Annotated in this window: 12 protein-coding genes; 3 read left to right on the forward strand and 9 right to left on the reverse strand. The window is 35.4% G+C overall.

Annotated elements, in window-relative coordinates:
- Positions 1-385 precede the first annotated feature (385 nt).
- The 7 genes from ABEG63_RS21320 to ABEG63_RS21350 all read right to left on the reverse strand — a co-directional run bounded on the left by ABEG63_RS21320 (position 386) and on the right by ABEG63_RS21350 (position 5459).
- Positions 386-562 carry a hypothetical protein gene (locus tag ABEG63_RS21320; protein ID WP_267405460.1) on the reverse strand — a complete coding sequence of 59 codons (177 nt, stop codon included), beginning with the start codon at positions 560-562 and terminating at the stop codon, positions 386-388.
- Between the two features lie 268 nt (positions 563-830).
- Positions 831-2396, reverse strand: coding sequence for a ribonuclease Y (gene rny / locus ABEG63_RS21325; RefSeq protein WP_346587450.1), 1566 nt, complete (start codon positions 2394-2396; stop codon positions 831-833).
- Between the two features lie 248 nt (positions 2397-2644).
- Positions 2645-2926 (reverse strand): cell division protein ZapA, encoded by a 282-nt coding sequence (locus ABEG63_RS21330; RefSeq protein ID WP_267405462.1) that lies wholly within the window; start codon positions 2924-2926, stop codon positions 2645-2647.
- On the reverse strand, positions 2926-3228 hold the full coding sequence (locus tag ABEG63_RS21335; protein ID WP_267405463.1) for a hypothetical protein: 303 nt from the start codon (positions 3226-3228) through the stop codon (positions 2926-2928). The genes ABEG63_RS21330 and ABEG63_RS21335 overlap by 1 nt, the downstream gene beginning before the upstream one ends.
- A 140-nt stretch (positions 3229-3368) precedes the next feature.
- The gene (locus tag ABEG63_RS21340; protein WP_267405464.1) at positions 3369-4151 is read right to left on the reverse strand and encodes a porin family protein; all 783 of its coding nucleotides are present in this window, start codon (positions 4149-4151) and stop codon (positions 3369-3371) included.
- 3 nt (positions 4152-4154) lie between these two features.
- Positions 4155-4886 (reverse strand): bifunctional demethylmenaquinone methyltransferase/2-methoxy-6-polyprenyl-1,4-benzoquinol methylase UbiE, encoded by a 732-nt coding sequence (ubiE, locus tag ABEG63_RS21345; protein ID WP_267405465.1) that lies wholly within the window; start codon positions 4884-4886, stop codon positions 4155-4157.
- Positions 4887-4889: 3 nt separating this feature from the next.
- Positions 4890-5459 (reverse strand): hypothetical protein, encoded by a 570-nt coding sequence (locus tag ABEG63_RS21350; RefSeq protein WP_267405466.1) that lies wholly within the window; start codon positions 5457-5459, stop codon positions 4890-4892.
- 100 nt (positions 5460-5559) lie between these two features.
- Here ABEG63_RS21350 and ABEG63_RS21355 point away from each other — a divergent pair, with 100 nt between their 5' ends.
- Together ABEG63_RS21355 and ABEG63_RS21360 are read left to right on the forward strand one after the other, a co-directional pair.
- Positions 5560-6627, forward strand: coding sequence for a ketoacyl-ACP synthase III (locus tag ABEG63_RS21355; RefSeq protein WP_346587452.1), 1068 nt, complete (start codon positions 5560-5562; stop codon positions 6625-6627).
- A 71-nt stretch (positions 6628-6698) separates the two neighbouring features.
- Entirely contained in the window at positions 6699-7904 is a 1206-nt protein-coding gene (locus ABEG63_RS21360; protein ID WP_346587453.1) for a metallophosphoesterase, read from the forward strand.
- A 68-nt stretch (positions 7905-7972) separates the two neighbouring features.
- Here ABEG63_RS21360 and ABEG63_RS21365 read toward each other — a convergent pair whose 3' ends face one another.
- Together ABEG63_RS21365 and ABEG63_RS21370 are read right to left on the reverse strand one after the other, a co-directional pair.
- Positions 7973-8725: a polysaccharide deacetylase family protein gene (locus ABEG63_RS21365; RefSeq protein ID WP_346587455.1), complete on the reverse strand. Its 753-nt coding sequence runs from the start codon at positions 8723-8725 to the stop codon at positions 7973-7975.
- Positions 8726-8809: 84 nt separating this feature from the next.
- Positions 8810-9775 carry an NAD-dependent epimerase/dehydratase family protein gene (locus tag ABEG63_RS21370; protein ID WP_346587456.1) on the reverse strand — a complete coding sequence of 322 codons (966 nt, stop codon included), beginning with the start codon at positions 9773-9775 and terminating at the stop codon, positions 8810-8812.
- 87 nt (positions 9776-9862) lie between these two features.
- On the opposite strand from ABEG63_RS21370, the gene ggt reads away from it, so the two are divergent.
- The gene (ggt, locus tag ABEG63_RS21375; protein ID WP_346587457.1) at positions 9863-11548 is read left to right on the forward strand and encodes a gamma-glutamyltransferase; all 1686 of its coding nucleotides are present in this window, start codon (positions 9863-9865) and stop codon (positions 11546-11548) included.
- The last annotated feature ends 192 nt before the right edge of the window (positions 11549-11740 follow it).

Raw genomic sequence — 11740 nt, forward strand, 5'->3', positions numbered from 1 at the left:
ATTTTTGAGGGAAATTTTATGGTCTTTAAAAACTGACATAATGATGGAATATCACCTATAAATATAAAAATAAATCCATGCAGAAAAGAAAAAGTCGAAAGAAAAAATCTTCCGACCAAGACTAGCAGCTTCGCTGCCGCCGCCGAAACCAAAAAAATAGCGAGTGCGGAGAGCGGGATTAAGCTCCAGAAAAAATTCGTTTTTAAGAAGTGAGAGAGTTTGAGGGGTTGAGAGTTTTAGCGTCTATAAGTTTTACGAAAATATTTATAATAAATTTATTGATATTCCTAGAATAACAAAAACCTTTTGGAAATCCAGAAGGTTTTTGCGTATTAAATGTGGAAATGTTTATTTCTAGTTGAAATAATTCTGTTTAAAATCGAATCTAGCAGGTAATTACTCCCGGGCATCCGATGTATTGTGTGCAGTATTTCGGGCCTGTAACGGCTCCTGTACAACTGCATCCGCAAAGCGAAAGATCCGGAGTGATAACCCCTCCCGTGATTTCTTTTAAATCGCTTTTACCTAATTTCTTAGCGTTTTTCAAAATGTTTTGTGACATGTGATTTGGTTTTGAGATTAAACAATATAGTTTAGTTACATTTCAAAGTTAAACAAATATTAATTATTCAAAGCATAATTTAATGGGAATTTTCATAATTAATTTATTTTGTTGCACTTATTAAAAAATAAACGGAAAACCAATTATAAATATTTCTTAAACAAATCATATTTATTCCCAAAATTGTTATTTAATCTTTATAATTTTTAACCACAAAAAAACCTTCCAATTTCTTGAAAGGTTTTTATAAATATTTTAAAATCAAATCTTATCTTGCGATGTTCACAGCTCTCGTTTCTCTGATTACTGTTACTTTTACCTGTCCAGGATAAGTTAATTCATTTTGAATCTTTTCTGAAATGTCGTAAGATAATTGTGAAGCTACTTCGTCATTTACCTTTCCGCTTTCTACCATTACTCTTAATTCTCTACCCGCCTGGATTGCGTATGCTGAAGATACACCTTCGAAGCTTAATGCAGCAGATTCAAGGTCTTTTAATCTTTGGATATACGATTCAAGAACCTGTCTTCTTGCTCCCGGCCTTGCTCCTGAGATCGCATCGGCAACCTGAATGATCGGAGATAATAGAGACGTCATTTCTACCTCGTCGTGGTGAGCTCCAATGGCATTGATAACTTCTGGATTTTCGCCATATTTTTCAGCCCATTGCATACCTAATAAAGCGTGAGGAAGTTCAGACTCCTGCTCCGGAACTTTACCGATATCGTGTAATAAACCTGCTCTTTTTGCTAATTTTACGTTTAAGCCTAATTCTGCAGCCATTGTTGCCGCAATATTTGCTACCTCTCTTGAGTGCTGAAGTAGGTTTTGTCCGTAAGAAGAACGATATTTCATTCTACCTACGATTTTAATCAATTCTGGGTGTAATCCGTGGATTCCTAAATCAATGATCGTTCTTTTACCTACTTCAATAATCTCCTCTTCGATTTGTTTTCTTGTTTTTTCAACAACTTCTTCAATTCTCGCAGGGTGAATTCTACCGTCTGTTACCAATCTGTGAAGTGATAATCTTGCGATCTCTCTTCTTACCGGATCGAAACATGAAAGAAGGATAGCTTCCGGAGTATCATCAACGATGATCTCAACACCAGTAACCGCTTCTAAAGCACGGATATTTCTACCTTCTCTACCGATAATTCTACCTTTTACCTCGTCAGATTCTATATTGAAAACAGATACAGAATTTTCAATAGCCTGCTCTGTTCCGATTCTCTGAATAGTCTGAATAACGATTTTTCTCGCTTCTCCTTTTGCGTTCAGCTGAGCTTCTTCCATGATGCTCTGAACGTGTGCCTGAGCTCTCGTTTTTGCTTCTGCTTTTAAAGATTCTACCAATTCAGCTTTTGCTTCTTCTGCAGAATAGTTAGAGATTTTTTCTAAAATTTCAACCTTTTTAGCTGTTGCAGTATCCAAATCATGCTGTTTTTTCTCTAAAATCTCTGTTTTTTTAGAATAATCAGCAATTTGCTTGTCTAAATCTTTTTCAAGTTTTCCAGTCTTGCTAAGCTCGTCGTTCAGCTTGTGTTCCTTATCTTTAATTCTCTTTTCTACTTCCTGCATTTTCTTTTCACGAGACTGAATATCAGCATCGTGCTGAGACTTTAACTCTAAGAATTTTTCTTTAGCCTGAAGATTCTTTTCTTTCTTTATGGATTCGGCCTGTACGTTAGCTTTTTCTATAAGATTTTCGGCATTCTTCTTCGCATCATCTATAATAAATTTTGCTTTGGTATTCAGTGAGCTTTTAGAGAAAAACATCCCTATAACCGCACCGATTACTAAACAAACAACGCCGATTATAACTTCTATCATAATTTATATTGAGTTTTAATTGTATTCATATCCTTTTAATTTTTTCACATAAAAAAGCCCACAATAATCCAGAGATTGAGAGTAAACTCCTAATCAACACGATTTGAACTGATTTCCATGGTCTGTAATCCGATTAATCGGCACGCCATTCCATGGACATTTGTTCGGTAATTGTTTAGCGTTGAGTTTACCTTTAATGTGTTAGAATTATCGTAGGCAGCTTGTTGCGGAAAAAAAATCTATTTCCGCTATTTTTCATTCAACGACTGATTGATTTTTGATAATCTGTCATTGGTAGAATGTATTGTTTTATCGTAGTTCGCAGACACTACTTCTGCATTGGTTCCCAGTTTCAGGGCACACATTGCCAAAGCATCTTGTTTGTCTCTCACATCGAAATTCTGTTCAAAATCTTTAATCATACTTTCAATTTGCTTCCCTACCTTACGCAAAGTTTCCTCCTCTGCTGCCGGTACGTTCAGCGGATACACCCTTCCTGCAATGTTGATGGTTATTCTTCTTACCTCCATTATAATCCACTGTTTTGAAGCTGTGCAATACAGAAATCTATCTCTTTTACCAATCGGTTGATGTGACTTTTCATCAATCTATTGTGCTCAGGATTTCCTGATATTGCTGAGTAAAGTTTTATATTTTTTTGCTCTTCTGCTAATACCTGACCTTTCTTTCTTTCTTCATCATATCTTTTCTTCAGGTCTTCATGCTCAATACTTAATTCTGAAAATTTCTCAGTAAGATTTTTATAGTTTTTCTGTAAAAGCAAAATCTTTTTTTCTAATTCTGAAAAATTGTTTTCTAAATCTTGAAGCATTTCAGGTTTGTATATTCTAACTATTAGCAAAAATAACAAAATATTAATACTAACAAAAATAAAACTCTCTATATTTTGATCTGTAAACAAAAAAGGAGACGCTTTTGGCATCTCCTCTATATTTTTAAGTCTAATTTTTCTTATTCGAATTTCAATACGAACATTACCGCTCTTGTCTGTAAAGTAGACATTGCAGCTGTCCAGTACGGAGGCGTAGTAGCATTATCAGATACAACCTCGTTGTTCATGATAAATGTTCCTCTGATTGCCGGAGTAAGTTTAAACTTGTTAAAGTAAAGCTGAATACCCATCTCTGCAGACCAACCAAAGTTGTGCGTAGTAGATCTGAAAACCTGCTGCATGTTGTCATCCGTAGAATCTGCATTCGATTGTAGGTTTACGATATAATTTACCCCTGCTGCAACGTATGGTCTTGAATTATACCATCTGTGACCGTGTAATTCTAACATAAAAGGGATATCTACCAAAGTAGATTTAATTTGTCTTGTTTTATCTTTATCCGTTAAAGGAATCGGGGTAAAAGCCGGGTTTGTTAAAGTACCATGTTGATAAAAGTCATTAGACTGTGTGTTGAAGTTCAGCTCTCTCTGACCAAATTGCAAGCCTGGTTCCAATCTTAAATCTAAATAATCATTCAGTCTCCATTTAGCGATAAGCCCTGCCCCGAAACTGTAACTTTCTTTAGATGTAACTAGATTTTGGTTACCATTCATACCGTATGTTGGGTTCAAAACAATACGATAATCTAGTTTATTACCATTCAGATAAAAACCCCAGCTGAACTTCTGCTCGTCGAATTCCTCCAACTTATCCATTCTGTTTCGGGTTCTAAATTGCGCGTTGGCAAACATTGCAATATTTACTGAGGCTAAAACCAGTGCTTTTAATAAAAATTTATTCATAGGTTACTTTGTTGCTTTATAAATTGTGGCTATACCTAAACTTAGTTTTTTATATTCAACTTTTTTAAATCCTGTATCTAAAAGAATTTGCTTCATCTTTTCCCCGAAAGGAAATGCATTTACAGAATCCGGAAGGTATGTATACGCCCTATTATCTTTGGAAACCAGCCTGCCTATTGCCGGCAGAATGTTTTTGAAATAAAACATATACAATGGCCCCATCAACCCCTCAACCTTTGAAAACTCCAGTATATAAACACTTTTGTTATCTTTAACTACTCTTCTTAACTCTGCTAAACCTTTTTTAAGATTTTCAAAATTCCTTACTCCAAATGCAACGGAAACAGCGTCAAATCTATTGTCCTCGAAAGGTAAATTTTCTGCATCGCCCTTTTGCATGGAAATTTTGCCGTCTAAATTAAGTTTTTTTATTTTAATAACGCCAACATTTAACATTTGTTGCGATAAATCTAAACCAATTACTTTTGCGTTGGTTCCTTTTTCAATGGTGATTGCAAGATCTCCCGTTCCAGTAGCCACATCCAGCACTTCCTGAGGGTTATCATTTTTCATCATTTTCACCAATTTATTTCTCCACAAAACATCAATTTTCAGAGATAAAACACGATTCAGAAGATCATATTTTGGTGCAATATTGTCGAACATATCCTCTACCTGGCTCTTCTTAGTAGCGTCAGAATTGTAGGGAGTAACTTTAGTAATATCTTTTGTCAAAACTTAAAACTTGTAATATTCTTTATAATAATTAAGGTAATCCTGTTTTCTGAAAATCTTTGATCTAGACTCCACCTGTTGAATGTTCTTGATCACTTTATCATAATCTTCATTTACATTATAATAAAAATCTTCACTGTATAATTTGTTGAAGTGTTTTGCACCTCCGAAATACGTTTTTCCGTCGATTGTGGTTTTATCAAGTGCCAAAAGTAATGAATCTTTTTTAAGATTGTACCCGTAATACTGATCATTGATGTAATAATCCTGATGGGCAATATTCAAAAGACCACGGATCTTATTAACTTCAAACGCAGAATCGTACAATAATTTTTTATTTTGATCGTACACTTTAATCGAATTTTTTCCCAACTTCAAATCAACATCTACAAATTGTCCGGCAGAAACAACTCCTTCCGAACCATTGTTTATTTTATAGTAATATGTATTGGGAGTAGGATTATCTACTACGTAATAATTTTTTTTGGCTAAAAAAAAGAAGTAGATTCCAAAGGCAACGAAAAATACCACAACTGCAATAATTAAACCTTTCAAAGACGGATTATTTTTCATAGACTGTAAAGTACATTTTTTGCAAATTTAATAATATTTTTAATTCTTCGTTATTAATATTAATTATTAACTTTGCAACTTTAAAAAATCATTTAAACGAATGCCGAATACGATCATTATTGGTTCTGGATCTTACCTTCCAAACAGAATTATAGGTAGAGACTTTTTCTTAGATTCAGAGTTTTATACAGAAGACGGGGTGAAGATTGACAAACCTGCTGAGGAAACTATTTCAAAATTTGTAGAAATCACGGAAATAGAGAACAGGAGATTCATAGAAGATGATCTTTCAAACTCACAAATCGGTTACGAAGCTGCAAAATTGGCTATTGCAGATGCCAACGTAGATCAGGAGGAACTTGATTATATTATCTACGCAAGTAATTTTGGTGAAGTTACTGTAAACGGATATGCAGACTTTATGCCGACAATGGCGGCGAGAGTAAAGAATAAATTAGGCATCAGAAACAGAAAATGTATCACTTATGATATGCTTTTCGGATGTCCGGGTTGGGTGGAAGCTATGATTTTGGCTGATAATTTAATTAAAGCTAAAGTAGCAAAAACAATCCTGGTAATCGGTGCTGAAACATTAAGCAGAGTAACAGATCCGCATGACAGAAACAGAATGATCTTTGCAGACGGAGCCGGAGCAGTTGTGGTACAGGCTACAGATCAGGAAAACGTAGGAATCATTGCTCACAACACAATCTGTGATAACGGACCGGAACTTGATTATTTAGCAAACGGACCTTCTATCAATAAAGATTCAGATCAATCACGTTTATTTGTAAGAATGCAGGGTAGAAAAATCTACGAATATGCACTTAAAAATGTTCCTGCAGCGATTAAAGAAACTATCGAAGACGCAGGTCTTTCTATTGAAAACATCAACAAAATTTTGATTCACCAGGCAAACGCTAAGATGGATTATGCTATGATCGAAAGACTTCACAAATTATATGATGTGAAAGATTATGATCATTCGATCTCTCCAATGACGATCCAAGACTTTGGAAACTCGTCTGTTGCAACAATTCCTACCATGTTCGATTTAATAATTAAAGGAAAAATGGAAGGTCAAACGTTTAAAGAAAAAGGTAACATTGTAATGACTTCGGTTGGTGCCGGAATGAACATCAATGCTATCGTATACAGATTTCCTTAAAATTATTTTAATTAACAAAAATATAAAAGCACAAAGGAAGTCTTCTTTTGTGCTTTTTTGTAAATAGAGTTATGCAAAGAAATTTTTTAATCATTGCCGGGTTATTTCTCCTTTTGGAAATTTACATTTATCAGGCGATACGAACATTAACAGATAATTTCTGGATAAGAACAAGCTATTGGGTGATTTCACTGGCCATTTACGGGTTTTTCGCGTACGAAGTTTCCAACTTCAGCCGAGCCGACCGAAGTATGGTAAGAGCCCAGATCATGATCTCCTTATTTTTGATCTTTATTTTACCAAAAGTCTTCATTGTTCTGTTTTTATTGATTGATGACATTTTCAGAACGGGAAGTTATTTAGTAGGATTAACGCGACCGACCGAGAACTTCTTCCCGGAAAGAAGAAAGTTTTTAAGTCTGGTTGGGTTGGGAATGGGCGGCGTTCTTTCCGCTTTGTTTATCGATGGAATTACCTTTGGAAAATACCGTCATAAAGTGAGAAGAGTAAGAATTAATTTCAACAACCTTCCGAAAAGCTTTAAAGGATATAAAATTGTTCAGATTTCCGACGTCCACAGTGGAAGTTTCGCAGATCCGAGCAAACTGCAGCACGCTATAGATTTAATCAACGAACAAAAACCAGATTTAGTTTTATTCACCGGAGACATGGTCAATAACGTGGCAGATGAGTTTAAGCCATTCATTCCTTTATTTTCTCAAATCAAAGCGAAAGACGGCAAGTTTGCAGTTCTTGGAAATCACGATTATGCAGATTATGTTGAATGGGCTTCTTTGGATGCGAAAAAGAAAAATCTTGATACACTGATTGATTATGAAAAGCAGGCAGGATTTGATATGTTGAGAAACGAACACCGTGTAATTGAGAAAAACGGCGAAAAAATATATATTCTCGGCGTTGAAAACTGGGGATTAAAACCTTTCCCACAATTCGGAAGAATCGATGATGCATTGAAAGGAGTTCCTGAAGATGCCACCAAAATTTTAATGAGCCACGATCCTACACACTTTGATCATGTGGTGAAGAAACATCCGGTAGATATTCATTTAACGCTTTCCGGTCATACACATGGAATGCAGTTTGGTCTGGATCTGAAAAACGTGAAATGGTCACCCGTTCAGTACCGTTATCCAAAATGGGCAGATCTTTATGAAAGTGAAGGAAAAATGCTTTATGTAAACCGAGGTTTTGGAGTTCTTGGATATCCGGGAAGAGTTGGTGTTTTACCGGAAATTACGCTTTTTGAATTGGCTTAAAAAATTCAAGGTTCAGAGTTTTTGGGTTTAAAGTTTTAACCTAAGCCCTACAACCTAATTTCTGCAACCTAAAAAATATAATCTTTCATACGCGAAGTAGCCATCTCCTTCTCGTTGAACCAAGCAAGGAGGGCATCTAACTTGTCCTCCATTTTTTTTCCTGAATTTCGTCTTCTGTAAAAAGGAATATCAAATTGATACGTGCTGAAGTCTGTGAATTGCCACGCATTGAGATAAATCAAAACAAAGCCATCATTTTTCAGGGTTTCGAAAACCATATTTTCATAATACTTCGTCGGCAAAATCTGAAACACAAAATCATTATAAGGAAGCTGACTGTAAGGCGAAATACTTTCCGGGACAATACTCAATCCGTTCTCTTCGCTGATTTCCGTATCTCTTTTTAAACGTTTAAAAGGAAAAAGAATATTCGCGTTATCGATATTGGAAACATAATTAAATTCCAACGATTTCAATTCTTCAAGAGGAAGTTTATGATCTTTTTGGCGAATTCCTCGAATCTGTTTTTCTAAAAAATCCTGAATAAATTTCTTTTCATTTTCAATTTCCTGAAGGCTGGAATTTTTATTATAAAAAGCAATTTCATGCCCTTGAGATGAAATTGCTTTTATTAAATTTTGCAGTTTTTCTACAATAGAAATCTCTATAAAAAAACTGGCTTTTGTATCGTGAAGATCTAAAATTCTAAGAATCGCTTTCGTATTATCTTCTGTAATATTTAATCTCTCTTCACCGGAAATTTCAAAGCCATTTTTAGCTTCGGCTTCAATATTTGCGATGTTGAAAGTCAATAATATCATTTAAATTAAAGTTTATATAAATTGTATATTTAATTAAAAATCAGATGTTAAAAAGATAAATACTTAAAGCTTTACTTTATATAATTAATCCTTACCTAATTTTACTCTTAAATTCTTGATCATATCTTTAGACATTTCAGAAATTCCGAAATCGTAAGACAATCCCCAATCTTTTTTAGCAACAGAATCATCAATTGAAGCTGGCCAAGAATCTGCAATCTGCTGTCTGAAATCTGGTTTATAATCGATCGTAAATTCAGGAATTTCTTTCTTGATTTCTTCCGCCAATTCTTTTGGAGTAAATGACATTCCACCCAAATTATAAGACGAACGAACGGTAAGATTTTCCGCCGGAGCTTCCATTAATTTCAAGGTTGCGTTGATGGCATCATCCATATACAACATCGGCATTCCTGTATCTTCGGAAATGAAACTTGTATACTTTCCTTCTTCAATCGCTTCATAAAAAATCTCAACCGCATAATCGGTAGTTCCACCACCTGCCGGAGTTTTCCACGAAATCAAACCAGGATATCTGATACTTCTTACATCTACTCCATGCTTGTCGAAATAATATTCGCACCACTTCTCGCCTGCCATTTTAGAAATACCATAAACGGTTGTAGGATTCAACACAACATCCTGAGCTACCTCATGCTTTGGAATTCCTTTCCCGAAAACCGCAATTGAACTTGGCCAGAAGATCTTTTTAAGAAGTCCTTCTTTTGCCATTTCACAAAAATGAAGCAAGGGTTCAAGATTTAATTTCCACGCGAAAATAGGCTGCTTTTCTGAAGTTCCAGACAATAATGAGGCCAAATGATACACCGTTGTAATTTCGTAATCTTTAATAACCTGTCTTACCAGCTGAGTATTGGTAACGTCCATTCTTTCATAGTGCCCGGCAGAAGTTATGCCCTTTTGCCATCTGTCTAGCCCTGAAGCCACAACATTTTCCGCACCATGCATTTCAACAAGTCTGTTCGTAAGTTCGGTGCCGATTTGTCCCAAAGCACCCGTAATCAGTATTCTTTCCGTATAGGATTCCATTTTATTCTTTTTAGTTGATCAAAGCAAAAATAAATATTTTACCCCCTATCTTAAAACAAAATTGTAAATTCGAGTATAATTTTTATCATGAAGAAGTATATATTTCTATTGGTACTTGCAACACAATCTGTATCAGCACAGTACACAGACATTAATATTGTTAAAGAAGTAAAAGTAAAAAATAAAGGCGTTGTAGTATCTGCTCACCCTTTGGCAAGTGAAGCCGGAGCAAAGGTGATGAAAATGGGCGGAAATGCCTATGACGCCATCGTTGCTACACAATATGCATTGGCGGTGGTGTATCCCCAAGCCGGAAATATTGGCGGTGGCGGATTTTTGGTTGGGGTGAAAAATAATGGTGAAAAATTCACCATTGACTACCGTGAAACGGCTCCAAGGAAAGCTTCCCGAGATATGTATCTTGATAAAAACGGAAAAGCCAACACCGATCTTTCTCAAAACGGAAGATTAGCAGTCGGAATTCCTGGAAGTATTGCCGGATCTTATGCAACGTTGAAATATTGTAAACTTCCGATGGAAAAAATCATTCAGCCGGCGATTGATTTAGCTGAAAAAGGATTTGCGATTACTGATCTTGAAGCCAATATGCTAAATTCACAAAGAGAAAAATTCCAGAAGCATAACCAATCTCCAATAATCTTTGTTAAGGATGCACCTTGGAAAGGAGGTGATATTTTGGTTCAGAAAGATTTGGCTGAAACCTTAAAATTAATTCAAAAACAAGGAGCAAAAGGATTTTATGAAGGAAAAACGGCTGCACTTTTGGTGGCTGAAATGAAAAGAGGAAACGGAATTATTACCTTAGAAGACCTTAAAAACTATAAAGTTGCCGAAAGAAAAGCACTGGAATTTGAATATAAAGGAAACAATGTAGTTTCGATGCCTTTGCCTTCAAGCGGTGGACTTCTTTTAGCTCAAATGCTGAGAATGGCAAGTTTTGAAAATCTTGAAAAATATCAGCAAAATTCTAAAGAAGCGGTTCAGATTATGGTAGAAGCAGAAAGAAGAGCTTTTGCCGACCGTGCCGAATACATGGGAGATCCAGATTTTATTCAAGATAAAACCTCTTATCTAATTTCTGATGAATATTTAAAAAGCAGATGGAAAAGCTTTAGTTTCAACAAAGCAACTCCGAGCGCTGAAGTTGGAAACATCATTAAACAGCCGAATGAATCTACACAAACCACTCATATTTCAGTACTTGATAAAGATGGAAATGCAGCTTCTGTGACCACTACCTTAAACGGATATTATGGAAGTAAGGTACTCGTAAATGGCGCGGGATTCTTCTTAAATAATGAAATGGACGACTTTTCTATCAAGCCTGGCGTTCCGAATATGTTTGGAGCAGTGGGTGGTGAAGCCAATGCTATTCAGCCTAATAAAAGAATGCTTTCTTCAATGACGCCAACTATTCTTCTGAAAAATGGAAAACCTTATATGGTGGTGGGAACTCCGGGAGGAACAACGATTCCAACTTCTGTTTATCAGTCGATTGTAGATGTCGTTGATTTTAAATTGAATGCCAATATGACGGTTAATGCACCGAAATTTCATCATCAATGGCTTCCAGAAACGGTTTCTTATGAAAAGAACTTTCCTGAAAACGTGATTAAAGATTTAGAAAAATTAGGTTATAAGCCCGAAAGAATAGATCATATCGGAAAAACAGAAGTGATTACCATTGATGAAAATGGAACCATTCATGCTGTTGCCGACGGACGTGGTGATGACTCTGTTGCGGTTGAATAAATTCGTTATTTTTATCATTAAAGTTTAAATTACAAATGAATATTTTGAGTTTCGGCGGGCTTTCAGTAGTCTTGGTCGGAAGATTTTTTCTTTCGACTTTTTCTTTTCTGCATGGATTTATTTTTATATTTATAGGTGATATTCCATCATTATGTCAGTTTTTAAAGACCATAAAATTTCCCTCAAAAATAT

This window comes from Chryseobacterium sp. C39-AII1 (assembly GCF_039672645.1).
In the GTDB taxonomy this organism is placed as follows: Bacteria; Bacteroidota; Bacteroidia; order Flavobacteriales; family Weeksellaceae; genus Chryseobacterium.

Excerpts from the sequence above, each read along its gene's own strand:
- ABEG63_RS21350 (WP_267405466.1), bottom strand. The coding sequence starts at position 5,459 with ATGAAAAATAATCCGTCTTTGAAAGGTTTAATTATTGCAGTTGTGGTA.
- ABEG63_RS21335 (WP_267405463.1), bottom strand. The coding sequence starts at position 3,228 with ATGCTTCAAGATTTAGAAAACAATTTTTCAGAATTAGAAAAAAAGATT.
- ABEG63_RS21365 (WP_346587455.1), bottom strand. The coding sequence starts at position 8,725 with ATGATATTATTGACTTTCAACATCGCAAATATTGAAGCCGAAGCTAAA.
- ABEG63_RS21320 (WP_267405460.1), bottom strand. The coding sequence starts at position 562 with ATGTCACAAAACATTTTGAAAAACGCTAAGAAATTAGGTAAAAGCGAT.
- rny (WP_346587450.1), bottom strand. The coding sequence starts at position 2,396 with ATGATAGAAGTTATAATCGGCGTTGTTTGTTTAGTAATCGGTGCGGTT.
- ABEG63_RS21370 (WP_346587456.1), bottom strand. The coding sequence starts at position 9,775 with ATGGAATCCTATACGGAAAGAATACTGATTACGGGTGCTTTGGGACAA.
- ABEG63_RS21355 (WP_346587452.1), top strand. The coding sequence starts at position 5,560 with ATGCCGAATACGATCATTATTGGTTCTGGATCTTACCTTCCAAACAGA.
- ABEG63_RS21330 (WP_267405462.1), bottom strand. The coding sequence starts at position 2,926 with ATGGAGGTAAGAAGAATAACCATCAACATTGCAGGAAGGGTGTATCCG.
- ABEG63_RS21360 (WP_346587453.1), top strand. The coding sequence starts at position 6,699 with ATGCAAAGAAATTTTTTAATCATTGCCGGGTTATTTCTCCTTTTGGAA.
- ABEG63_RS21340 (WP_267405464.1), bottom strand. The coding sequence starts at position 4,151 with ATGAATAAATTTTTATTAAAAGCACTGGTTTTAGCCTCAGTAAATATT.
- ggt (WP_346587457.1), top strand. The coding sequence starts at position 9,863 with ATGAAGAAGTATATATTTCTATTGGTACTTGCAACACAATCTGTATCA.